At 63.5% G+C, this 24,182-nt stretch carries 21 protein-coding genes, 1 pseudogene and 1 riboswitch; of the genes and pseudogenes, 7 read left to right on the forward strand and 15 right to left on the reverse strand.

Annotated features, from left to right (window positions below):
• Positions 1–18 precede the first annotated feature (18 nt).
• From WM94_RS11255 to WM94_RS11290, 8 genes and pseudogenes are all read right to left on the reverse strand, one after another.
• On the reverse strand, positions 19–1,125 hold the full coding sequence (locus WM94_RS11255; RefSeq protein ID WP_015270349.1) for a carboxylate-amine ligase: 1,107 nt from the start codon (positions 1,123–1,125) through the stop codon (positions 19–21).
• 6 nt (positions 1,126–1,131) lie between these two features.
• Positions 1,132–2,085 carry a class I SAM-dependent methyltransferase gene (locus tag WM94_RS11260; RefSeq protein WP_015270350.1) on the reverse strand — a complete coding sequence of 318 codons (954 nt, stop codon included), beginning with the start codon at positions 2,083–2,085 and terminating at the stop codon, positions 1,132–1,134.
• Positions 2,085–3,419, reverse strand: a complete 1,335-nt coding sequence (locus WM94_RS11265) for an iron-containing redox enzyme family protein (RefSeq protein WP_061551228.1) — start codon at positions 3,417–3,419, stop codon at positions 2,085–2,087. Before WM94_RS11265 ends, WM94_RS11260 begins: the two co-directional genes overlap by 1 nt.
• Positions 3,420–3,440: 21 nt before the next feature.
• Complete coding sequence (locus WM94_RS11270) at positions 3,441–3,638, reverse strand: hypothetical protein (RefSeq protein ID WP_039613375.1); 198 nt, start codon at positions 3,636–3,638, stop codon at positions 3,441–3,443.
• A 60-nt stretch (positions 3,639–3,698) separates the two neighbouring features.
• Positions 3,699–3,818: pseudogene (locus tag WM94_RS11275) on the reverse strand (general stress protein); the annotation flags it as partial.
• Between the two features lie 205 nt (positions 3,819–4,023).
• Positions 4,024–5,319, reverse strand: coding sequence for an NTP/NDP exchange transporter (locus tag WM94_RS11280; RefSeq protein ID WP_061551229.1), 1,296 nt, complete (start codon positions 5,317–5,319; stop codon positions 4,024–4,026).
• Positions 5,320–5,323: 4 nt separating this feature from the next.
• The gene (locus tag WM94_RS11285) at positions 5,324–6,232 is read right to left on the reverse strand and encodes an aldo/keto reductase (RefSeq protein WP_061551230.1); all 909 of its coding nucleotides are present in this window, start codon (positions 6,230–6,232) and stop codon (positions 5,324–5,326) included.
• 89 nt (positions 6,233–6,321) lie between these two features.
• A complete protein-coding gene (locus WM94_RS11290) occupies positions 6,322–7,185 on the reverse strand; it encodes a Dyp-type peroxidase (protein WP_013972645.1) in 864 nt (287 codons plus the stop codon).
• A 184-nt stretch (positions 7,186–7,369) separates the two neighbouring features.
• Here WM94_RS11290 and WM94_RS11295 point away from each other — a divergent pair, with 184 nt between their 5' ends.
• Positions 7,370–8,263 carry a bile acid:sodium symporter family protein gene (locus WM94_RS11295; RefSeq protein ID WP_023661652.1) on the forward strand — a complete coding sequence of 298 codons (894 nt, stop codon included), beginning with the start codon at positions 7,370–7,372 and terminating at the stop codon, positions 8,261–8,263.
• A 168-nt stretch (positions 8,264–8,431) separates the two neighbouring features.
• Here WM94_RS11295 and WM94_RS11300 read toward each other — a convergent pair whose 3' ends face one another.
• A complete protein-coding gene (locus tag WM94_RS11300) occupies positions 8,432–8,899 on the reverse strand; it encodes a sterol desaturase family protein (RefSeq protein WP_013972647.1) in 468 nt (155 codons plus the stop codon).
• A gap of 166 nt (positions 8,900–9,065) precedes the next feature.
• Here WM94_RS11300 and WM94_RS11305 point away from each other — a divergent pair, with 166 nt between their 5' ends.
• The gene (locus WM94_RS11305) at positions 9,066–9,575 is read left to right on the forward strand and encodes a GNAT family N-acetyltransferase (RefSeq protein ID WP_061551231.1); all 510 of its coding nucleotides are present in this window, start codon (positions 9,066–9,068) and stop codon (positions 9,573–9,575) included.
• Positions 9,576–9,909: 334 nt separating this feature from the next.
• Here WM94_RS11305 and WM94_RS11310 read toward each other — a convergent pair whose 3' ends face one another.
• Positions 9,910–11,478, reverse strand: coding sequence for a sensor domain-containing diguanylate cyclase (locus WM94_RS11310; protein ID WP_061551232.1), 1,569 nt, complete (start codon positions 11,476–11,478; stop codon positions 9,910–9,912).
• A gap of 152 nt (positions 11,479–11,630) precedes the next feature.
• On the opposite strand from WM94_RS11310, the gene WM94_RS11315 reads away from it, so the two are divergent.
• Positions 11,631–12,131, forward strand: a complete 501-nt coding sequence (locus tag WM94_RS11315; RefSeq protein WP_013972651.1) for a DUF4142 domain-containing protein — start codon at positions 11,631–11,633, stop codon at positions 12,129–12,131.
• An 8-nt stretch (positions 12,132–12,139) separates the two neighbouring features.
• Positions 12,140–12,391, forward strand: coding sequence for a hypothetical protein (locus WM94_RS11320; protein ID WP_013972652.1), 252 nt, complete (start codon positions 12,140–12,142; stop codon positions 12,389–12,391).
• Between the two features lie 108 nt (positions 12,392–12,499).
• Here the strand turns inward: WM94_RS11320 and WM94_RS30740 are convergent, their stop codons facing one another.
• The 5 genes from WM94_RS30740 to WM94_RS11340 form a co-directional block, all read right to left on the reverse strand.
• Complete coding sequence (locus WM94_RS30740) at positions 12,500–12,670, reverse strand: DUF6021 family protein (RefSeq protein WP_230397094.1); 171 nt, start codon at positions 12,668–12,670, stop codon at positions 12,500–12,502.
• A gap of 55 nt (positions 12,671–12,725) precedes the next feature.
• A complete protein-coding gene (locus WM94_RS11325) occupies positions 12,726–13,706 on the reverse strand; it encodes a DNA-binding protein (protein WP_023661657.1) in 981 nt (326 codons plus the stop codon).
• 228 nt (positions 13,707–13,934) lie between these two features.
• A complete protein-coding gene (codA, locus tag WM94_RS11330) occupies positions 13,935–15,176 on the reverse strand; it encodes a cytosine deaminase (protein WP_061551233.1) in 1,242 nt (413 codons plus the stop codon).
• Between the two features lie 223 nt (positions 15,177–15,399).
• Positions 15,400–16,062 (reverse strand): thiaminase II, encoded by a 663-nt coding sequence (gene tenA / locus WM94_RS11335; RefSeq protein WP_013972655.1) that lies wholly within the window; start codon positions 16,060–16,062, stop codon positions 15,400–15,402.
• Complete coding sequence (locus WM94_RS11340; protein WP_061551234.1) at positions 16,059–16,706, reverse strand: TenA family protein; 648 nt, start codon at positions 16,704–16,706, stop codon at positions 16,059–16,061. Before WM94_RS11340 ends, tenA begins: the two co-directional genes overlap by 4 nt.
• 80 nt (positions 16,707–16,786) lie before the next feature.
• Positions 16,787–16,901: riboswitch (TPP riboswitch) on the reverse strand.
• 225 nt (positions 16,902–17,126) lie between these two features.
• On the opposite strand from WM94_RS11340, the gene WM94_RS11345 reads away from it, so the two are divergent.
• The 3 genes from WM94_RS11345 to WM94_RS11355 all read left to right on the forward strand — a co-directional run bounded on the left by WM94_RS11345 (position 17,127) and on the right by WM94_RS11355 (position 24,088).
• On the forward strand, positions 17,127–20,519 hold the full coding sequence (locus tag WM94_RS11345) for an Ig-like domain-containing protein (RefSeq protein ID WP_061551235.1): 3,393 nt from the start codon (positions 17,127–17,129) through the stop codon (positions 20,517–20,519).
• 182 nt (positions 20,520–20,701) lie between these two features.
• Entirely contained in the window at positions 20,702–21,685 is a 984-nt protein-coding gene (locus tag WM94_RS11350) for an SCO family protein (protein WP_061551236.1), read from the forward strand.
• Positions 21,686–21,766: 81 nt separating this feature from the next.
• On the forward strand, positions 21,767–24,088 hold the full coding sequence (locus WM94_RS11355; protein ID WP_061551237.1) for a bifunctional diguanylate cyclase/phosphodiesterase: 2,322 nt from the start codon (positions 21,767–21,769) through the stop codon (positions 24,086–24,088).
• Positions 24,089–24,182: the final 94 nt, after the last annotated feature.

Genomic DNA, 24,182 nt, shown 5'->3' on the forward strand with positions numbered 1-24,182 from the left:
ATTTTCGGTCAACCCCGGCTAATTGCAAGCCCCGGCGGCCACCACGGCTCGCAATGCCTGCGCCCTGCCCAAGCCTGCAGCGCTGGCCTGGGCCAGGCATTGCAGCTGCTGGTCGGCATGAGTGCCATCGCGCAGCAGGCGTTGTGCATGCAGGAAGGCGCGTTCGGCGTCTACAGTGTCGATCGGCAACTGTTCCTGCAACTGGGCCAACCAACCTGCGGCCGTGACCGGCTGCTGCTCATGCAGGCCAATGAACTCGCCCTGGCGCCCATGGCGCATGGCGCGCCAGTAGTTTTCCTGGGTGATCCAGCGCTGCTCGCGGTTGCAGGCGGACGAGTCATGCCGGTACACGATGCTGTGCTCGACCAGGTGACGAAATAGCGCGGCGATGCACAGCGCGTCCTCCAGCCGCGGGCAGCCATCGCAGATGCGCAGTTCGACCGTCGGGAAGCGCCGTGAAGGCCGGATCGCCCACCAGAAGTCGCCATCCGCGGCCAGCGACCCTGTGCGTTGCAGCAATGCACGGTAGCGCTCGTAGGCAGCCCAGTCCGGCAACGGCTCGGGCAAACCCATGTGCGGCCACTCCCCGCAAATTACCCGCCGGTAGCTCATGTAGCCGGTGCACTGGCCTGCCCACAGCGGGGATGACGTGCTCAGCACCAGCAACAGAGGCAGCCAGCCCAGTACACGGTTGATCAATTGGATGCGGTCGCAACCTGGCGGTACGCCCACGTGAACATGCAGGCCGTTGAGCAGGCTGCGCCGCGCCACATGCCGGTAGTCAGCGAACAGTTGCTGGTAATGCGCAGGGGTTGCAGGTTTCTGACGCAGCCAGGCGGCATTGGGGTGGCTTGCCGCGCCGTACAGGCCCATGCCCTCTTCGGCCAGCGCTGTGTTCAGCCGCTGGCGGCTGTGCTGGAAGAACTCGCGTGCCTCTAACAGGTTGGCGAACACCGGCGAGGCCACCTCGATCTGGCTGCGGAACATTTCCTGGGCAAAATGCTGGCCCAGCGCCTTGCGACAACGCCCGAGCACGGCTGGCGAAGGTGTGGCTGGCACCTGCCCCGTGTCCAGGTTCACCAGCAGGTATTCTTCCTCGATGCCGAACGTGCAGGGTCGGGCCATGCTGCCTCAGCTGTTGCGGGTGACTGTGAGCACCACCGCGGCGATGCGCTCGACCTGCTCGTAACCGGGTTCGTTCAGTTGCTCGCCAAACACGTCCGGGTCGATTTCCCGATATACCCAGGACCATTCCGGGCCCGCCAGGCGCAGGCGAATGGCTTCGAGCAAGGCATCACGGCCTTCGCTTATCGCCACTCCGGTATACAACAGTAGCGAGCCCCCTGAGCCGAGCCGCTCGCAAGCTTGCTCGACGATACGCAGCGAAAGCTGCGCGCCGAGCGAACCACCGCCATGCCGATAGGTACGTTGGCAGGCATCCAGCATGTACGGCGGGTTGGCAACGATAAGGTCGAACAGCCCGGTAATGCCGTCGAGCACGTCACTGGGTTCCACGGAAACATTGCTCAAGCCCGCCAATGCCGCGTTGATCGCGGTGTAACGCAGCGCGAGCGGGTTGATATCCACGGCGCTGACATGGGCATGGGGCGCCGCGCGGGCGATCAGCAAGGCGCCGACACCCGTGCCGCACCCGATATCCACGGCATGCTCGACACGCTTGGGGGTGCGTTGCAGGTGATCGTGAATCACTTGGGCGAAACGGTAGCTGTCGGGGCCGAGAAACACTGCGTCGGTTTCCTCGGTGGGGTAAGCAGAGTGCAGCAGCAGCAGGTCGTCGATCGTGGACCAGCGCACGGTGCTGATCAGCAGTTCTCCGTGCTGCTTGAGCACCTGAGCCCGCCGCATCTGGTCCAGCTCATCGGCAGAAACCAATGACGAACGGAACGGGCGGCTCCAGCCGAACACATCGCGCACTGTCCTGGCTTGCCCGGCTTCCGGGCGCGCATTCACGCGAGCATGGGTTGCCGGTGTGACACAGGTGAAGCGGTAGCCGTCGGCGCGCAGGCGCCTGCCCAATTGCAGCATTGCCTGGTCAGCCTGGATTTGTTGTGGATCGAGCAGCATCAGCGGGTTACCTCCTGATTCAGGCCGGTAGCACGCAAGTAGCGCCGGGTGGCCAGCAACCCTTCCGGTGTCGCATGACGGTTACCGGACATCGTGTCGATCAACGTCTGGATATCGGCGTCCGGGGCAGGAGTCGCGAGCGTATCATCCGATTCCACCTGCACCTCCCAGCTGCCGGGCAGCACGCGACGCCCGCGGGCTTGCAAGCCTGCAGCGATCCAGTCGTGCCATAGCTGTTTTTCATACGCCGTGAACACGCCATACATCGGTGCCGAGGGGCCATCGATGAGTCCCCACCAGCGGCTGTTGGCGGGTGCTTCACCACGGCGGATCCAGCCCTGTGCCTGCAAGGCTTGCAGAAACGCGGGCATGGCACCGGGCTCGGCCAGCCATTGGTTGACGGTGCGTTTTTGCAAGCGGCAATGGTCGGAATGCATGAATTGGCCAAAATTGCGCTTGCGCTCCAGTGCCGACAGCAGCTCGGATTCAAGATCGAAGCTGCTGATCAGGCTGGGTGTATCAAGCCCCAGGTCATTCAAGCGGTACCCGCTGCGCACCCGCTGGTAGAACTGACCAGCGTCGTCGACCGGGCAGAATTGGCGTAGCGCCTGGATGGACAGATGCGCATGCCCGCTGGCCGCGTTGTCGATGGTCACATGAAGCTGGAAATAATGGCCATCGATGCCCACTTCCGCCAGTTCGTAAGTGGTAATCAGCAAATGCAACGGTGGTTGTTCATAGCCCATGTTGTAGCCGATCAGCTCGGGAAGAAAATCATCGCCATTGCGCCCCAATGCCAACTGCAAGGCTCCTTGCAGGTAACGCTGGTCGTCCAGTTCAGGCAGGCCCAGGCAACCCAGCCGGCTCAACAGCCGTTGGTAGATCAGCACATGGTTGCAGCGCGGATCACCGCCACCCAGTTCTTCCAGGTAGGTGCGGATCAGGCCGTGATAGCGCGGATCGCCCCAGTGGCGCAAGGTGCTGTGCAGCCATGCCCCGTCCACTGCCTTGGTTGGCGCCACTTGTTGCAGGAACCACAACGCCTGTGCGCGGTTGGCAAAGTAGCGCCGAGGTGCGCCTTGGCGGCGTTGTTCGAGGTAACTGGCATAGGCTTCGGCCACCTGGCTTGCATGGCCGGCGCTCCAGGCTTCCAGCTGAGCAGGATCGGCAGGCAGGTCATCCGGCAAACGCTGCGCGCGTGCCAATTGTTCGCTCAGCCAGGCTGTGCTCGTGGTGTCTTGGCTCACGAGCAGCTTGTGGTAACGCTCCTTCAGGCTTGGCCCAGTTGCCGAAGCCGGTATCACCGCGCCGGTCTTGCGGGTCATTACCGTCATGCCGTAGTCCTTGTCCGCGTTTTATTGGCTGGGTTTCTGCCCGGGCATCGGTTCAGGGTCCGGCGCCGGTTGGGTAGCGGGTTTGTCGCCGGGTTGCTGCATCTGCAGCGAAGGTTTGCTTTGGTCGGCATCCTTTGCCGGGTGGTCGTTGTCCCGGTCGAAACAGCCACCCAGCAAGCCAAGCGTGCCCACCAGCGCTATCAGGGGGATCAATCGCATGGGGTTCTCCTTATGTGCAGAATCGCAGTGCCCGATCACCCGGGCACTGCGTAGGCTCACTTACGAACGGCCGCCCTTGCGGCCCGATTCGCTGGTACGGCCACCACCGGATTGCTGGCCGCCCTTGCGCCCAGCTTCGGAGGCTTTTTCGCGGTCATTGGCAAAGTTGCCCGGGTTCTTGTTGCCACCCTGGCTGCCTTGCTGGTTGCCGGTGCGGCTGTTCTCTTTGTTGGCCATGGTCTTAAACCTCGTATGACTTCGGAATGCACGGCATTACCCGCCGTACACCTGTTGGGAGTTCGGTCATTTCGGCGGATTCGGTTTAATGCGAAGCGTTCTGACCAGCGGCATTAAATAAGCGGCACCCGCATATTTGGCGCGCCTGTCAGTCGCGCGATGCGCTTTCCAGGCGTACCTGTCGCCTTCCCAGCACCCCGCCGGTCAGCGCCCAACCCAAGGCAATCAACGTACCGATCAACATCGCCAGTTGCGGATACTCGCCCATCACGTCCAGCGCGCGTTTGAGCCAACCACTCAACGCATCACCGCCGCGGTAGACCACGGTGTCGATGAAGTTCTTGGCCTTGTACTTGTCCTCGGCGGGCAGCACGGTAAACAGCATCTCCCGCCCCGGCCGCACCAGCGCGTACTCACCGGCCCGACGCACCACCATCACCACCACGAACACGGCGAACACCGGGGCCAGTGCCAGCCACAGGAAGCCCGCAGCCATCACCAGCGGCACCGCCACCAGCAGCACGCCCACCCCCAGCCGGCGGGCCAGGCGACCGGTGAGGAACACCTGGGTGAGGATGGCCAGGGCCTGTACCACGCTGTCGATCAGGCCGAACACCTGGGTTTGCCGGGTACGGTCGGTGAAGGTTTCGCTGACGATGCGTGCCTGCTCGAAATACAGGAAGGTGCTGACACTGGCGAGCAACACCACGAACAGGGCAATGCCCAACAGGTAGGGCGAGCGCAGTACGGCAGTGGCACCGGCAAACGGGTTGCCGCCCAGTGGCCGGGAATCCACCCGCTCGGCTTGCGCCGGTAGAGGGTTGAGCTTTCGCCAGCGTTGCAAGTACAACGTAGCGCCAATGCTGCCCAAAAGAAGCGCTGCGGCCAGCACCAGCAAGCCGGCATGGCCCAGCGGCGCTACCAGCAACGTGCCCAGGATGGGGCCGCTGAGCCCACCCAGGCTGGCCCCGGCCGCCAGCAGACCGAACAGGCGCTTGCCTTGTGCCGTGGAAAACAGGTCGGCGAGCACGCTCCAGGCCAGCGATATGCTCAGCAGGTTGAACACCGACAACCAGATGTAGAAGGCCCGCGCCGCCCATGAAGCTTCCGGATTGCGGGCGAACAGCACGGCGAACAGCACGGCGAACAGCAGCAGGTTGCTGGCGAAAAAGCCGTAGGTCCAGGGCAGGATGTACCGGCGCTGCACCTTGGAGGCCAGCCAGCCAAACAGCGGCAGGCACGCCAGGGTGGCGATGAAGGTGCCGGTGAACAGCCATTGCAGGTTGTCCACGCCACCGGCGACGCCCATGGTTTCGCGCACCGGGCGCAGCATGAAATAGCCAGTGAACAACAGGTAGAACAGCAGCAAACCGGCGATCACCGCTGGCCCTTCGCCGGGCTGGATGTTCAGCCCCTGGTCCAGGCGCCGCCGCCAGGCTGCCATGGTGTCAGGCAAACTGCTTGATCAGCGCCTGTTGCTGCGCCTGGGTCAGCAACGGCCCGTGCCCGGCCTTGAGCTGGTCAAGTTGGCGCTCGGGCCGGCTGGTCGCGGGGATGACCGTGGTCACCGCCGGGTGACTGATGGCGAACTTGAGAAACAGCTGCGCCCAGCTGCCGACACCCGCCTCTGCGGCCCAGCCGGGCAAGGCCTGGTCCTTCACCCGGGCGAACAGGCGGCCATCGTCGAACGCCCGGTTGACCAGCACGGCGACGCCCTTGTCCTGGCACAGCGGCAGCAGTTCGCGGGCGGCGTCGGGGGCATTGACCGAGTAGTTGATCTGGATGAAATCCAGCGGCTCGCTGCGCACGATGCGGGCTACCTCGTCCTGGCCACTGTTCAGGTAATGGGTGATGCCGACATAGCGGGTCTTGCCCTGCTGCTTCAATTCGCGGGCATAAGGCAGCTGGGTCTGCCAGTCGCGCAGGTTGTGGATCTGCAGCAAGTCGACCTTGTCGGTGCGCAGGCTCGCGAGGCTGCCGGCCCATTGCGCTTCGGCGTCTGCCCGGCTGTCGGCGGCGATCTTGGTGGCAATGAAGCATTGCCGGTGCCAGCCGCCCTCTTCCAGCAGCTGGCCGAGAATGCTGTCGGCGCCGCCGTAGTTGGGCGAGGTGTCGATAACCCGGCCACCGCCTTCGAAGAACGCCTGCAGTACAACTTTCAGCTGCTGGTACTGGGCGGAACCGGCTTGCACTTCGAAACTGCCGGAGGTACCGGCGCCGATCACCGGCAGCGCTTCACCGGTGCTCGGCACTTGGCGGGTCAGCAAACCCGCCGGGGCAGCGGCGTGCAACCAGGGGCTGGCGGCCAGCAAGCCCAAACTGGCACCCGCACGTAGGACATCACGACGTGCGTACATGGAAAAGCTCCCGTCATGAAGCAGAAACTTTCAAGGCTAGCCGCTGCCCCCGGCTGCGTCCGGTGTTTCTGTATCTGGATGTTTAGCGATCAGGCTTGCAGCAACAGGCTCAGGTCGACACCCGTCTCGCTCATCGGCGGACACCAGTAGTATCCACCGGTCAGTGGCCGGCTGAAGCGGTACAGGCCGTCGATGATGCCGTCCTCCAGGCCGCTCATGCGCCGCAGCTGCACCTCGAATGCATCGAAGCTGTGGCCCAGGGCCACGAAGGCCAGGCCAGCGCCCCGTTGGTCTGCCCAGGCCACCGAACGACGGACCATGAACGCTTCTGGTTCGAAACTTTCCTGGGCCGTGCGCTTGACGTGGGCGGACTCGGGGGCGTCGTCGAGCTCTTCGTTGTCGCTAAGGCGCCGGCCGATGATGTTGTCCTGGTCAGCCTGGGGCAGCGACTTGAAGTACTCCAGGTCGTGCTTCCACAGCTGGAACGCGGCAAAGCTGGAGCCATCGGCGCCAATTGCCGCCTGCACGGCCTCTTCGTCCACCGGGTTTTCGGTGCCGTCCTCATAGCCGGTCAGGTCATGGCCGCCACGGTGCAGGAAGCCATCGACGCTGTCGGCAAGGCGCAGGGCCGGAGCCAATGCCAGCTCAAGGGCCTGGGCCCGCAGCAACAGGTCACCGCGCTCGTCGCCACGCAGCCACAGCCACAGGGCGTGTTGGGTGCTGGGGTTCTCCACTGCAGCATCCAGCTGCGGGAAGGCGCGCAAGCCAGGTACGTCACGGCCCAGGGCCTTGGCCAGCGGGGCGCCGACACCCAGAATCAACTGTTCGCCATCGACCTGCGGCAGCAAGGCATCCAGGGCGGCAGGCAGGGCCTCGGGCGACTGCAGGGAGAAGAACAGGTGACGGGCGTGGGCCGGCACCGGGGTGGCAAGCAGACCTTGCTGGAACGGCATGACAGGCTAATCCTTGGTAAAAACAGGAATGCTACTGCGCCTGCAGGCCTGCTGCAACGCGGCATACAGCCTCGCTGGGCACTGCGCTCGGTAACAAACGGTTACCAAGGGCTGGCGTTTTGCGATTAGCTATCAATCGGGGCCGACCTACACTCCACCGGATCCTTCGCCCGAGAGACCGCCCATGACCGCCTCCCCTTTGCTCACCGCTTTTCTGCCGCTGGCCCTGGGCATCATCATGCTCGGTCTCGGGTTATCGCTGACCCTGGCCGACTTCGCCCGCGTGGTGAAGTACCCCAAGCCGGTGGTGGTAGGCCTGGTTTGCCAGATCCTGCTGCTGCCGCTGGTGTGCTTCCTGATCGCCAACGGTTTTGGCCTGGAGTCGGCGCTGGCGGTGGGGCTGATGCTGCTGGCCGCCTCGCCGGGCGGCACCACGGCCAACCTGTTCAGCCACCTGGCTCATGGCGATGTGGCATTGAATATCACCCTGACGGCAGTCAACTCGCTGATCGCGATCCTGACCATGCCACTGCTGGTGAACCTGTCGCTGAGCTGGTTCATGGCATCGGACCAGGCCATACCGCTGCAGTTTGCCAAGGTGATGCAGGTGTTTGCCATCGTCCTGCTGCCGGTGGCGCTGGGCATGCTGGTGCGCCGCTTTGCACCCGCCTTCGCCGCGCGCATGGAGAAGCCAATGAAGCTGGTGGCTGCGTTGTTCCTGGCGTTCACCATCGTCCTGGCGCTGGCCAAGGACTGGCAGACCGTGGTTGCCTACGCGCCGGTGGTGGGCCTGGCCGCGCTGCTGTTCAACCTGCTGAGCCTGAGCGTGGGCTACTGGGTACCGCGCCTGCTGAACATTCCCAAGCGCCAGGCGATTGCGATCGGCATGGAGATCGGCATCCATAACGGCACCTTGGCGATTGCCCTGGCATTGAGCCCTTCGCTGCTGAACAACGCCACCATGGCAGTGCCGGCGGCGCTGTACAGCCTTATCATGTTCTTCACCGCGGCGGCGTTTGGCTGGTGGGTGAGCCGCGGGCATGTGGTGGCGCAGCCCAAGGGTGAAACGGTGAATTGAGGGCCTTTCCACGTACCCTGTGGGAGCGGGTTTACCCGCGAAGAATCCAACTCGGTGCATGGCACCGGCTGCGCCGGTGTTCGCGGCTGAAGCCGCTCCCACAGGGTCCCTGCTGACTCAATGAGTCATGTGCAGTTGCATCATCGTGGGCTGCTCTGCCAGTCCCTGTCACAACTGGCTGCGCTTGTGCCGCAACTGCTGTTTCAACACCTTCAAAGGCGGTGCATAGAAGAACCCGAACGACACACTCCCCGTTCTCCCCTTCACCGCATGATGCAACCGATGTGCGCGGTGCAGGCGCTTGAGGTAGCGGTTGACCGGCCGTGGCTTGCGTGGCCAATGCCGATGAAAGAACCCGTCGTGGGCCACGACATACAGCACGCCGTACCCCGCCACGCCGCCACCTACCCACTGCAAGGGCGCAAAACCACCCTTGCCCAGGGCCATCAGCAGCGTGGCGATCAGCCCCAGGGCTACCAGGTACAGGTCATTGGTTTCGAGCATGCCCAGTTGCGGCTCATGGTGCGAGCGGTGCAACCACCAGCCCCAGCCATGCATGATGTACTTGTGAGCCAGCGTGCCAACGCCCTCCATGGCCACCAGGGTGCCGAACAGTACGGCGAGATTGAACAGCATGGAACGGTCCGGGGGATGGCAAGGGAAGGCGCAAGGGTACCGATTGCCCGCGTTTTTTTCCATGCAGGCGTGACCGGTTGACGAAAGGTGTAAGCTCGGTGCGCTGCAATTGCAGCCGCAGGTGCTGGCGGCAGACCAGGACGTACAACTTGAAAAGGACTGATTGATGCGCATCCGCCCTACCCTTGAGCGCGATATTCAATGGCTCCCGGACGTCGAGCGCTCGGCGGCCCAGGCTTTTGCCGCCCGGCCGGCGCTGGCATGGCTGGCGCAAGGAGATGTGATGGACTGCGGCGCCCATCAGGCATTTGTCAAAGCTGGCGGGAGCTGGGTGGCCGAGGGGCCGGATGGGCGCATTCTGGGGTTTGCCTGTGCCCGGTTCGAGGATCAGGCGCTGCATCTTCATGAAATTTCGGTGCGCCGGGAGGCCCAGGGGCAAGGTGTCGGGCGCAAGCTGTTGCAGCAGGTGGTCGATGCGGCGCGCCATGTGGGGGCGCGGGAGCTGACCTTGACCACCTTTGCCGATGTTCCATGGAATGCGCCGTTCTATGCGCAGTTGGGGTTCGAGGTGATCGGTGAGGGGCTGCTGGATGCACGCTTGCAGCAGATTCTGGCCGATGAGCTTGCCCAAGGGCTTGCGGGCCGTTGTGCGATGCGCCTTGGCTTAGATATTTAGACCCCGGGGCTGCTTTGCAGCCCATCGCCGGCAAGCCAGCTCTCATAGAACAACACATGACTCATTGGTTCGGCGAAGCTCTGTAGGAGCAGCCTTGTGCTGCGAAGAGGCCAGTACTGACAAAGCCTGTCTATTGCTTGTACCGGCATCTTCGCAGCACAAGGCTGCTCCTACAAAGGACGCGTCAGACGAGCGATATTTGTTCTCTGCGCTACAGCGCAGCCCAAAAGGGATGGGCAATCTCCCACAGGTAATGTGCATCTCTTTGGCACTGCGCGGTCCCTGTGGGAGCTGGCTTGCCGGCGATGGGGCCGGTACAGGCAACCAAGGGCCTTTATTCATCTACGCCCACCACTGCACGTTCTGCCAGGCAATACCCGTCCCGACCCCGGCGCTTGGCCTGGTACAGCGCCGCATCCGCTGCCGCCATAAGGCGCTCGGCCGTCACCCCCTCCCGCGCCAGGTCACCCACCGCAATCCCCGCACTGCACGACACCCGCCCCAGTGGGCTACCTGCATGCTCCAGCATCTGACGCCGCAACAGCTGTTGCACTTCCTGCACCAGCAGCTCCGCCCCGCGGGCATCGGTATCGGGGAGCAGCAGTGTGAACTCCTCGCCACCATAGCGCACAGCCAGGTCGGCCGGCCGCTTCAGTGCCTGCTGCAGCACCTCGGCAAAGCGCCGCAGGCACTGGTCGCCCGCTGGGTGCCCGTAACGGTCGTTGTAGGCCTTGAAGTAATCCAGGTCGAGCATCACCAGCGCCAGCGAGTAGCCCTGGCGTCGTGCCCGACGCAGCTCCGGCTCGAACACTGCATCCAGCCGCCTGCGGTTACCCAGGCCGGTCAGGCTGTCGGTCAGTGCTAGGGCCTTGAGGGTCTGGTGTGCCTGGTGCAGTGCCCGCTCGATGACAATACGCTCGCGTAACTGGCGCAACACCACACCACCAAACGCTGCCAGCCCCACCAGCAACAGCAGCAACACTGCCACCGACTTGATCGCATCGTGCCGCCAGGGCGCGACGATCGATTCCCGCGACAAGCCGGCCTCCACCACCAACGGGTAGCTGGCCGGCGCGCGATAGCCATACAGCCGTGGCGTACCGTCCACCACGGCGACCGCCTCGGCCACCCCTTCGCTTGCATTCGGCAGGTGCTTGCGGAAGATCTCGCTGCTGCTAAGGCTGCGGCCAATCACCTGTTCGACGAACGGCCGCCGCACCAGGATGGTGCCGTCGCGCTTGGCCAGTACCAGCGCGCCGCGTTCGTCGATCTTGAAGTCGCCGTAGTAGCGTACGAACCAGTCCACCTTGATGGTGCCCAGCAACACCCCGGCGAAGCTGCCATCGGCGTGTTGCAGGCGCCGCGAGATGGGGATGATCAGGTCGCCAGTAGAACGGCTGCGCACCACCGAGCCGATGTGGACCCTGCGGTCGGTATGCTCGCGGTGGTAGATGAAGTAGTCGCGGTCGGCATTGTTGGCATTGGGCGGGACTACCGCCTGGTCGGTAACGATCCAGCTGCCATCCGGGCCATACACGAACAACCCGTGCAACTGCGGCATGATGCTTTTCTGCTGGACCAGCAAGGTATGCAGGCGCGGCCGGTCGATGTGCTCGAAGCCGTCGCCTTCCAGGCGCTCGGCCAGCGCCGCGGTAATTGCGTCGACCTGGCGGATGGCATCTTCGGCATGCTGCGCCGTGGCCCGGGCCAGGTTGGAGACCATGTTCTCGGCATTGGTGAAGGCGTGCCGGTAGTCGCGCCAGATGCGCCAACCTTCCACCACGACGAAGGCGAGCATCACCACCAGCATGAACGCGAGTACCAGGCGGAACAGCGCCACGGCCCGGCCCTCGCCGGTTATCGCGAAGAGCCCGTCCTCATCCTGTTTCCTGGCTGCGCACATTGAAATCCCTAGCCTTACCGCGTTCGCCGCGTTTCACTATAGTTCAGCATCACCTGAGCGCAGCCGACCAGGAAAAAGATTAAACCTTTGCTCCCCATTCACCCTCAACCGTACGCGACACTGAGGTCGCGCCACGGTTTAAGGAGTGAAGCATGAGCAGTCTCTTCATCAAGCGTGTCGGTTTTTCCATGGTGTTGGGCTTGGCATCGGTGCAGGCAATGGCGGCGAGTTCCGATGACTTCGTCGAAGCGGCCACCGAGGCCGGTATTGCCGAAGTGGTCACCGGCAAGCTGGCTCTGGAAAAAACTCAGAATGCCGAAATCAAGACCTTTGCCCAGCAGATGGTCAGCGACCACACCAAGGCCAATCAGAAACTCGGCGACATCGCTCGCAAGCTCGACATCTCCGTACCCGATGAGGCGGCAATAACCGACAAGGTCAAGAAAATGATCCTGGAATGGCGAGAGGAGTCATTTGACAAGTCTTACGTCAACAACCAGGTCGACGCTCACGAAAAGGCGGTGGAGTTGTTCAAGAAGGAAGCCGCATCTTCCGACAAGGCTGAATTGAAGGCCTTTGCCAGCGAAACCCTGCCCAAGCTCGAACAGCATCTGGAGCATGCCAAGGCGCTTCAGGCCAAACACGGCAAGTGAGGCCCGCCATGAGTAACGATGCATTGAAAGCCGAAGTGCTGACTCGCCTGTTGCACGCTCACCCCCAAGGGTTGGGCAAGGAAGTGCTGGACAACTACCGGGGCGAGAAAGCCGTGGCCGGCATGCTCAAGACCCTGCAGGAGGCCGGTTTGATCCAGGATGGCAGCGTGGCGGTGAGCAGCGACCACCAGATCAGCGTGAACTACCCCATCAAACTCTCGGCTGCGGGCGTGGAGGCAGCCAGGCAGGCAGAGTCCTGAGTCAAGCGAGCGTAGCTTGCCTGGCAAAGGCCTCGAGACAGCGTGCCCCAAGCAGTACCGTGTTGATCGCGGGGGCCGCTGAGCGGCCCTTAGCGACAAATGCCACCTTCACGGGGATTTTTCGACGTCCCGCGGTGGCTTGGCAGGTCCTTGAGGGTCGACTTGCGGATCCTCCACATCTGGCGAATCGGGGTCGAAACCCAAGTCCTGGCGTTTGTTCGCCTTCTCGGACGAATGGGGCCCTTGGGGATGTTTTTCTGGCTGTTGTGGTTCAGGCATGAGGTTTTCTCCGGTGAGTGTCTAGGGAAGAAACCACCGGCCGGGAAAAGTTTGATTAATCTACAGCTAGCCGGGCTCGGCATTGAACCAACGCTTCATCACGTTGCTTCAGCTGCTCCTCGAGCTGCTGCAGTTGACGAGCCTGCTCCGTGCACAAGTCGCGCCTGGCCTCGAGGCTCTGTGCCTGCACATCCAGCTGCCGACGCATTTCCTCGCTTGCACCCTGCGCCTGGGCCAGGATCGTGCGCAAGCCCTGGATCTGCGCATCACGCTGCTCCAGCAATTCGTCCTGCGCCCTGCAGGCGCTGGCGGCCTGGCGATGCTCACCCAGCAAGCGCTCGTTGTCGCGGTGCAGGCGGGTCAGCTCGTCCTGCTTGACGATCATGCCTTGCTGCAGTTGACGCACCTCCACCTGCAACTGTTGCAGCTGCGCTTCGTGGCGGCGCTGCTCCTGTTCCCGCTGTTCGCGGCTGGCGTTGCGGTAGTGTTCCAGCGCATCGCGGGCATGACGGTGCTTGTCTTCCAGTGATTTTACCTGCTCCTCCTTGTCGGCCAGGCGCACCTGCAGCTCGCCCAGCGACTGGTTGAGGCTGGCACTGCGCAGCTGTTCGGCCTGCAGGGTGCTTTGGGTGGAAAGCAGTTTTTCCGATTCGGCGGCCAGTGCGGCCACATCGATCTGATGCTGTTGGTGCGCCGCAGCCAGTGCCTGCTGGGCAATCGCCAGTTGTGCCTCCAGCTGTTCGCGCTGTCGAGTGAAGGCGCTTTCGGCCTGCTCGATCTTCAGGTCGGCCTCGTCCTGCAACTGGGTTGCCAGTTGCCCGACCATTCGGCTCAGCACGTCACTCAGTGCAATGCCGCCCTCGGAAGCCACGGGTTGCTGGCCGTTCAACTCTTTCAGATAGCGGTGAATCGTGGTCTTGGAGCCGGTGTTGCCCAGCTCGATACGTATCGCATCGATGCTGGGGTTCTCGCCCCGGGCAATCAGCGCCTGACGTGCCTGCTGCACTACAACCTTGTTTATACCGCCCCGGGCCATGCTTGCTCCTACGATTTTGTACCGTGTTATGTACCATGTAATTACATACCGATTATGAAGGCAAGCAATTGCCCAAGCAAACATTTCCTATGGTGGAATAATCACGGCTTATCGCATGTGAATGGTTCCTGGGAGCTGTGCGCGGGGATAAACCAGTACGCCAGACAGCAAAGCGCCCCGCTCGGCTTCAAGCCGGCGGGGCGCTGCAGAATGCTGAAGCAGGGAGCGTCAGCTGTAGTGTTCAACCCTGGCAGGTGTTCTACGCATGAGCACCTTGCCGTTGCGTACCGACACCAGCGCATGCCCCTGGCTGCGCACCATTTCGTAATCGTCCGGCGCAGACAGCAGCAACAGGTTGGCCGGCCGCCCCGCTTCGATGCCGTAACGCTCGCCCAGGTTCAGGGTGCGGGCGCTGTTGTCGGTGATCAGGTCCAGGCAGCGCTGCAGGTCTTCGTAGCCAAGCATGTGGCAGATGTGCAGGCCGGCCTCGAGAATACGCAGGATGTTGCCATTGCCCAGCGGGTACCAAGGGTCGACGATGGAATCCTGGCCAAAGCACACGTTCATCCCGGCCCGGTCGAGTTCGGCCACGCGGGTGACGCCGCGGCGTTTCGGGTAGTTGTCGAAACGCCCTTGCAGGTGAATGCTCTCGGTCGGGCAAGATACGAAATTGATACCCGACTGCTTGAGCAGGCGGAACAGCTTGTAGCAGTAGGCATTGTCGTACGAGCCCATGGCCACGGTATGGCTGGCTGTCACCCGGGCGCCCATGTCGCGCACCCGCGCCTCCTCGGCCAGCACTTCGAGAAAGCGCGACTGCGGGTCGTCGGTCTCGTCGCAATGCACATCCACCAGGCAGCCGGTACGTTCGGCCAGGTCCATCAGGAACTTGACCGAAGACACGCCCTGGTCGCGGGTGTTCTCGAAGTGTGGAATGCCGCCGACCACGTCGGCACCGATGGCCACCGCTTCGGTCATCAGCGCCCGGCCGTTGGCGTACGACTCGATACCCTCCTGGGGGAAGGCGACGATCTGCAGGTCGAGCAGGTGGCGCACTTCGTCACGCACTTCGACCATGGCCTTTAGCGCAGTCAGGGTGGGGTCGGTGACATCGACATGGGTACGCACATGCTGGATGCCATGATCCACCAGCATGCCGATGGTCTTCTTTGCGCGGTTCTTGATGTCGTCGTGGGTGGTGATTGCCTTGCGCTCGGCCCAGCGCTCGATGCCTTCGAACAGGGTCCCGCTCATGTTCCACTGCGGCTCGCCGGCGGTCAGCGTGGCGTCCAGGTGGATGTGCGGTTCGATAAAGGGCGCCACCACCAGGTTCTGCCCGGCATCCAGGTCATCGGCAGCGCGCGCCGCCACCCCTTCGGCCTGGGGCACGATGGCGGCGATGCGTTCGCCGCTGAGTTCGATGCGGAACAGGCCAGGCTTGCCACGCAGGCGTGCGTTGATGATGTTCATGATGCTTCTCCCTGGGCTTTGCGGGTGGCCCTACCAGCATAGTGGCCGAAATCTCATCTGCCCGGTTAGCGCGGACCTTTGTCGGAGCGGCCTTGTGTCGCGAAAGGGCGGCGAAGCAGCCCCAGGATTTCAGCGCAGAAGCACAAATTGCTGGGGCTGCTTCGCAGCCCTTTCGCGACACAAGGCCGCTCCTACAAGAGTCCGCGCAGGGCCATGCAGTGCGTTATTGGCTAGCCAACCCCATCTGCCAAAAGTCCGCCTCCAGGCTGGACGCCTGGCCGAAGATCTCCACCAGCTCGGCAAACCGTTGCTCGGTCATGCTCCGCGCTGCCAGCTCGTCCAGATGCTTGCGCGCCGCTGTGGCGACACCCTGGTAGCCCTCGCCGGCATACTCGGCGATCCACTCGCGGTACGGGTGATTGCTCAGATCGCCAATGCGCTCGGACAACGCCCGGCCAATCTCCGCATAACCGATCACGCAAGGCGCCAGCGCCACATGCAACTCCAGCAGGTCGCCCGCGGCACCGCAGTCCAGCACATAGCGGGTATAGGCAACCGTGGCCTGGTGTTCGGGCGCGGCCTCGATATCAGCCTGGGTCAGGCCCCAGCGCGCGCACAGGCGCAAGTGCAGCTCGGTTTCATCCAGAATCGCCGCCAGCCCGGCCTGCGCGGCGCGGATGTCGGCCGGTCGACGGCTCTTGTAGGCAGCCAGTGCCCAGGCGCGGGCGAACTGGATGAGGAACAGGTAATCCTGTACCAGGTAGGTGCGGAAGGCGGCTTCGCTCAACGTACCCTCGCCCATCTGGCGCACGAATTCGTGGTCGACGTAGCTGTTCCACTGCGGCGTGGCGGCAGCCTTGAGGCGGTCGAAGATATCCATGCTCATTTGTCCTCCGGGTAGACAGCATCGAAGAAGGCCAGCTCCAGCGCCACGGTGCGCTGGTAGAAGTCACCCGCCAGCACGGCGTCCTGCGGGCCGACGCGGTCGAGTTCGGCTTGCAGGAAGGCAACGAAGTCCTGGAATGCCGGGTTGTCGTGCAGGGTGATCCATTCAGCGTGGACGAAGTTGTCCGGCATCGGCTTTGGCGCCTTCAACGCCCAGTCCAGGTACAGGCCTTCGGCGACGTTGAGCACCGCCAGCGCGGCCGCATAGGACCGGGTGGCCGCCGCTTCGCGCATGATCGCCTTGAAGCCTGCGGTCGGGACGGTGTCGGCTGGTTCGCTGCGTTGTGCGGGGCTTACCCCCAAGGCCTCGAAGGCGCGCAGGAAGTAGGTGTTCTCGTCACTGGAGATCATCCCGGCAAAGCGCCCGAAGCGCAGGCGCGCCTCGAAGGTGTCGGCGGTGGCGATGGCCGCGCCCAGCAGGGTCAGGAAGCTGTCGAGGAAGCGGTGGTCCTGCACCAGGTAGTCGACCATGATCGGGGCCGGCAGGCTGCCGTCGCACAATTGGGTGACGAAGCGGTGGCCAACTGCCGCCGACCAGGTCGGCTCGCTGCGGCGGCGCAGGGACTGGCTGAAGCGTTCGGTCATGTTGCTGTCCTTGATGGGGGGTGACAGCGAGACCGCGGTGATTGGCATGGACGGGCCTCGCAGTGAGGCCGGCAAAAAGGCAGGTTTCAAAGTCCCATCCCTTCGCCGGCATGATCCGGATCAGGTTCGAAGGGTCACCGCGCTGCAGCATCCAGCGGTTTCTCAGCCCGTTCCCGGGCTCCCCTTGGTGGCGCTCAGGTATACCCCAGGGCGCCGCGGCTGTCACCACCCAATCTGTGGGCAATGGGTGACCCACTAGTGGGGGCCCTCACCCATTTTTGACGCCGTGGCATTTAGCGCGCATCAGGCGCCACAAGGATTTATTTAGAAACATATTCCTCGTATTTGGGTTGGCACACCCGTTGCTCCAGCCCCGGAAACGGGCAAATAGCCATGACGGCGCAAACGAGGCGCAAGGCAATGAAAACACCTGCCATGATCCACCCAGCAAGGCATGCATTCCAGCTGTCCACCGTCGCTACGCTGATGCTCGGCCTTGGGCTGGTCACGGCGACAGCGGCGCCCATGGACGACAACAGCATGCCCCCGCCGACCGACCCGTCGGCCTACACTAACCAGCCGACTGACCCGACCCAGCCCTTGCTGGACCTCTATAGCATGCCAGAGGCGAATCAAGGCTCACTCGAACTGACCGATGGCGTGTACGGTGACCGGAACACGGTAAGCGCAAACAACGTGTTGCCACCGGCCCTGCAAACCGGGGAAAAATACCCCACCAATGGCAAGCCAAGCCCATTGTTCGGCGCGTTGCCGTTTACCCAGCAGTTACTGCTGTTCGAGGAATTCGGCACGGAAAGGCTCGACCCCACGCTGCCGCCGCCCACTCTGACCTTTCCCGTGCCGACCCTGGGCGCGGCACCAGCGCAGGACCCCAACGTGGTGGCCCGCAGCGGCCCCAGCGGTACAGCCCTGGAAGCCTTCCTCAAACAGCCGGGCCTGTACCCCTTCCCGACCCAGTATTCCAACGTGCTCGACCGCAACCCATGGAAGGCGCAGATCGAGATGTTCCTCAACCGCCAACCGGTCGGTTCGCCTGCGGAAGGCCGGCCACCAGGAAAAGGCTGGTCGCACCAGCGCTGGAACGAGTTCTACCCGCAGGCGGGGTTCAAGACCGCCCAGGCCGGTGCGCGCATCAACCTCGGCCTGCGTGACCGCAAGCAGCTGCACAACTATGCAGTTGGCGAGTTCGCCCCGGGCGGCCTGTACTACCAGACTTCCGATATCCCGAACACACTGGGCACCACCAAGGGCATCGACACCCGCTTCCACCCGAAGATGCCGCTGCAAAACCACAAGTCGCTATGGACCTTCGACGGCACCTTTCCGCCCAAGCTGCTGATGGTGCGCTATGGCCAACCGATCCTGATGCGCCATTACAACGCGTTGCCGATCGACCCCTCGGCCAACGCCGGGTTTGGCCTGCACACCCTTTCGACCCATGAGCACAACGGCCATTCCCCGGCCGAGAGCGATGGCTATGCAAACGCCTACTTCTTCCCGGGGCAGTACTACGATTACCGCTGGCCGCTGCAACTGGCTGGGTATGACACCATCAACACCCGTGCCGAAGACCCACGCGCTGCGTTCCCTTGCTCGGCGGGCGAAACCTTGTTCGTCAACGATGCCAACCCCGGCCTGAAAACCTGCCAGAACGGCAGCATCAAGATTCGTGGTGACTGGCGCGAAACCATGAGCACCCACTGGTTCCACGACCACATGATGGATTTCACGGCGCAGAACGTCTACAAGGGCAACGCCGTGATGATGAACTACTACAGCGCCCTGGACCGCGGCAACGAGGCCCTGCAGGATGGCGTCAACCTGCGTTTCCCCAGTGGCTCGGGCATGCCGTGGGGTAACCGCGACTACGACGTCAACCTGGTGATCGCCGACAAGGCCTGGGATGCCAACGGCCAGCTGTGGTTCAACCCGTTCAACACCGATGGCTTCCTCGGCGACCAGATCCTGGTCAACTGGCAGTACCGGCCAACGCTCAAAGTACGCGCGCGCAGCTACCGCTTCCGTATCCTCAATGGCTCGGTGTCGCGCTACCTGAAGCTTGCCGTCGTGCGGGAGATCGCCGGCAACAGCGGGGAGTTCAAAGGCCCTACCGGCTCCAACCTTTCATACGCGCGGGTACCGTTCCACATGATCGCCAACGACGGCAACATCATGGAACACACCGTGCCGTTCGACGGCACCATGGACCTCAACGGTGACGGCAACCTGCAGGACAACAACGGCGTCCTGCCGCTGCAGGGCATCGCCGAACGCTACGACATCATCATCAATTTCGCCAAACACGGCATCAAGGTCGGCGACAAGCTGTACCTGGTCAACCTGGAGGAACATCAGAGCGGCAAGGGCCCGGAGGGTGCCATTGCCCTGGCCGATGTGCTGTCGGAAAAATACAAGGCGGTGATCAAGCAGACCAGCAACGGACCTGAGTGGGACAACGGCGACCCGGCGATCGGCAAGTTCATGCAGTTCGTGGTTCAGCCCTACAGCGGCCAGGACCTGAGCATGGACCCGGTTGCCTATGAGCCGGCCAAACCGGGCAAAGCCGAAGGCCTGAAAATGCTGCCGCTGCCGATAGACCGTAATTCGGCCACCGACCAGGCCAAGCTCAAGGATGCCCGCCATCGCGAGTTCATCTTCGGCCGCTCGGACGGTACCGACACCCAGCCCTGGACCATCAAGACAGATGGCAGCTTTGGCTACTCCATGGACCCACGTCGCATCAACGCGGCGCCACAGTTGGCCCAGCAGTCTACCGACGGCGGTTTCAGCGGCGACGGCACATTGGAAGTGTGGAAGATCATCAATGGCGGCAATGGCTGGAGCCACCCGGTGCATGTGCACTTCGAGGAAGGCGTGATCCTCAGTCGCGACGGCAAGGCCCCGCCAGAATGGGAAAAATGGGCGCGCAAGGACGTGTATCGCATCGGCCCGGATATCGATTCTTCGGAAGAGGTGGAAGTAGCCCTGCGTTTCCGCGAGTTTGCCGGGACCTACATGGAACATTGCCACAACACCCAGCATGAAGACTCGTCGATGCTGCTGCGCTGGGACCTGGAACACCCAGGCCAGTTCCAGGTGATGCCGACCCCGCTGCCGGGTTGGGATGGCGTGGAGTACGTGGCTTCGGTTGGGCTGCCGACCTTCCGCACCGAAGACCATGATAACGACGACCCGACCAACAAACCGCCGGTTGCGGCCAACGACAGCGCAGCTACCACGGCCGGCAAGCAGATCACCTTGAACGTGCTGGCCAACGACACCGACCCGGAAAACAACCTGCCGTTGACCGTAGTCGGCCTCAGCCAGCCGGACTCCGGCCAGGGCACTACCAGTACCGACGGCAGCACGGTCACCTACGTCCCACCGGCCACGGTAACCACACCGTTCACCGCCAGCTTCAACTACACGGCTCGTGACGCCAAGGGCGCCGAATCGGTGGCCCCGGCCACGGTCAGCATTGCGGTGAGCCCGGCAGCGGCGGTCGACCAGATCCAGGTCACCAGTGCCACGGTGCAGGTGCGCAGCGGCAACCGCTTTACCTGGGATATTTCGGGCACCACCACGGTGGCCACCGGCAACAGCATAACCGTGACTGCGGCAACCACCAGTGGCCCGCTGCTGCTGGGTACGGCCACGCTGAGTACCACTACCAGCGGCGCCCGTTGGCGCCTGTCGACCACAACCACCGGCAGCGGCCCGGCCACACCGGCGACCGTGACCGTGAAATCGGCGCTGGGGCAGAGCGTGACGGCGCCGGTCAGCATCAGGTAACCGAAAAGCGGGGGCCGCTGTGCGGCCCATCGCTGGCAAGCCAGCTCCCGCCTCGACCGCATCGGCTTCAAGCATATGCGGTCCTTGTGGATGCTGGCTTCCATCTCGCCCCCTGTGGAAGCCGGCTTGCCGGCGATGGGCTGCATGGCAGCCCCGCTACCGTTATCGACGAGGACCGCATCATGTCCGGCTCATGGCGTTTCCTGCTGGTGCTCTCGCTGTTCGCCGCCAGTATCCCGTTCTGGCCGTTGCAACCACAGCAACCCGTGGCCGAGGAAGCTGCAACTCCCTGGGGCGCAAACTACTTCCCCAACATCCCGCTGCTCAGCCAGGACGGTGAAAAGGTGCATTTCTTCGACGACCTGATCAAGAACAAAGTGGTCGCCATCAATTTCATCTTCACCGGCTGCTCCGACTCCTGTCCGGTGGAAACCGCGCGCCTGCGCCAGGTGCAGAAAATCCTCGGTGACCGGGTCGGCAAGGACATCTTCCTCTACTCCATCAGCATCGACCCCTACAACGACACCCCCGCCACCCTCAAGCGCTACGCCGAAAAGTTTGGCATCGGCCCCGGCTGGACGCTGCTTACCGGCGAGCCGGCCGATATCGAACAATTGCGCCGCAGCCTGGGCCTGTACATCGATGGCCTGGAAAACGGCCGCTCCAAGGACCACAACCTGAGCCTGATCATCGGCAACCAGGCCACCGGCCGCTGGATGAAGGCCTCGCCTTTCGAAAACCCATACATTCTCGCCGACCGCCTGGGCAACAGCCTGCACAACTGGAAACAGGCCAGTGCCATGGCCAATGACTACGCCCAGGCTCCCGAGGTGCGCGCACCCAGCAGTGGCGAGCAACTCTTCCGTACCCGCTGCTCGTCCTGCCACACCCTGGGCAATGCCGAGCCCGGACAACCCGGCATCGGCCCCGACCTGCTCGGCGTGACCCGCCAGCGTGATGCCAACTGGCTGACCCGCTGGCTGAAGGAGCCCGACCAGATGCTGGCCCAGAAAGACCCCCTGGCCATGCTGCTGTACGAACAATACAACCGCGTGGCCATGCCCAACATGCGCCTGGGCGATACCGAAGTCAGCGCGCTGATGAGTTACATGGAGGAAGAAACTGCACGCCTGCAGACGCCGCTGGCCGATAAGGGAAATCCTTAAAGGCAATTGGCCACCAGTCATTAGGCTGTCATCTTACTGTCGTATTTTTCGACCATCACCCAGGGTCGGGAACTATCAGCAGTGATTCGCCGTTCGCTTTCATCCGCCAGCCTTCTGCGGCTGCTGATCCTGATGCTCTGTGCAGCCACCCTGGCCTTTGTCTGGGGGCTGCATGTTTCGCAGAAGGTTGCCGCCCGCCAGGACGCGCTGTCGGCCAAGGCCGCCGAGCACCTGAACCTGGCCAGTATCGTTGGCGAAAGCCTGCGCCAGTTGGTGGATCGCGCCCAGGCCGTGGGCCGGGTCGCCCAGGACGACATGAAGATGCTGAGCCAGGGCAGCGTCAGCCTGGCGCGCATGCTTGCCGAAGACCCGGTATTCAAGCGCATGAGCCTGTACGACCGGCAAGGCCGGCTGTTGTCGGCCAGCCATGCCGACGAGGCCGCCGAGCTGCCCGAAGACTGGCTGCGCCAGCTGCAGCGGCACGTTGCCCGCTACGGTTTCAAACCGTTCCTGCCCAGCGTGCAGCCCCCCGGGCAAGCGACCACCGTGCCCAACTGGCACCTGCCCTTCCTGCTGCCGCTGACCAACCTGCCCGGTCGCGAAATCGACAATATCCTGGTGGTGCAGCTGGACATCGACTACCTGGCGGTGCTGCTGCAGCACATCGACCTGGGCGGCAGCGGGCTGGTGCGCCTGCTGCAGGATGACGGCCTGGAGCGGGTGCGCATCGATAGCAGCGGCGTGGTGGCCGGTGACGCACTGCTGCCCGGGCTGCCGGACAGCGGCAGTGAAGCAGGCATGCTGACCCAGTACGCGGCCGGCGCCCCCTACCAGAGCCTGTACCGGCGCCTGCCGGAGCGGGGTTTCAGCGTGGTGGTCAGCCAGCGCCAGGACGAAATCCTCGCGCCCTCGACGCTTGCCTATTCCCGGCAGTTCTGGTTGAACCTGAGCATGACCCTGATGATCCTCGCCAGCCTGCTGTGGACCTTGCGCCTGTTGCGCAAGCGCCAGGAGGCCTTCAGCGCGCTGGAACAGGCACAGCAGGTCAACCAGCAGTTGATCGACCGCCTCGAGGACGAACACCGGCGCAGCAGCCATGCCGCGGCCACCGACCACCTCAGCGGCCTGCACAACCGCCGCCAGTTCGTCGAGGTGGCCGGCCAGGTGCTGACCCGGCAACGCGGCAAGCGCCGGCTGATGGCGATCCTGTTCATCGACATGGACCGCTTCAAGTCGATCAACGACTCGCTCGGGCACAAGATCGGCGACCTGCTGCTGCAGGCCGTTGCCGGGCGTATCCAGCGCCTGCTGGAGCCCGGCGACGAGGCTTCGCGCTTTGGTGGCGACGAGTTCGTGGTGCTGCTGGCCGGCGAGCGCAGCGAGGAGCAGATCAATGCCTGGGTCCGCGTACTGGTGCAGAAGCTGTCGGCCACCTATGCGCTGGACGGCCAGGAGGTCAACACCAGCCCCAGCGTGGGCGTGAGTATCTGCCCGCGCGACGGCCAGGACATCGACAGCCTGATCCGCAGTGCCGATGCCGCAATGTACTCGGCCAAGCAGGCCGGGCGCGCGCAGTACCGTTTCTTCGACCCGTCGCTGAACCTGGCCGACATCCACGCCTTCACCCTCGAACAGGCCTTCGGCAGCGCCCTGGCCGAGCGCCAGTTCGTGCTGCACTACCAGCCACAGATCCGCCTCGACACCCAGCAGGTGCTGGGCTACGAAGCGCTGGTGCGTTGGGACCACCCCGAGTTCGGCCTGCTGTACCCTGACCGGTTCATTGACCTGGCCGAACGCAGCGGCTTCATTGTCGAGCTGGGCTGGGAGGTGTTGCGCCTGGCCTGCGAGGCCCTGTCGGGTTGGGACGCCCAAGGCCGGAAGACGCGGCTGGCGGTCAATGTATCTGCGCTGCAGCTACGCCAGGCAGACTTCGCTGCACGGCTACTGAGCGAACTGCAGCAGTACGCCATCGCCCCGCAGCGGCTGGAGCTGGAAATCACCGAAACCACCATCCTCGACCCCGAAGGCACGGCGGTGGCGCACCTGCACACCCTGCGCGACGCCGGGCTGGGCATCAGCCTGGACGATTTCGGCCGCGGCTACGCCGGTTTTGCCCACCTGCATTCGCTGCCACTGAGCAAGCTGAAGATCGACCGCTCGCTGATTGCGCCGCTGTCCAACAGCCACGACGACAGCCCGATCGTATCGTCCACCATCATCCTTGCCAAACGCCTGGGCCTGGAAGTGGTGGCCGAAGGCGTGGAAACCCGCGAGCAAGTGGTGTGCTTGAAGCTTGCCGGCTGCGATATCGCCCAGGGCTACCACTTCAGCCGGCCGCTGTCACCGGCGCAGCTGCGTGACTACCCGCTCTTCAACGGTGTCGAGGACAAGGCCTGCGTGTAACGCAAGCCAGATTGGGGCTGCTTCGCAGCCCCCGACAATCCCGCCAGCATCGCAGCCAGGACAGGCAATCCATTTCGGTTTATCGTGTGCCCAT

Source organism: Pseudomonas sp. ABFPK (assembly GCF_001586765.1).
GTDB lineage: Bacteria > Pseudomonadota > Gammaproteobacteria > Pseudomonadales > Pseudomonadaceae > Aquipseudomonas > Aquipseudomonas asiatica.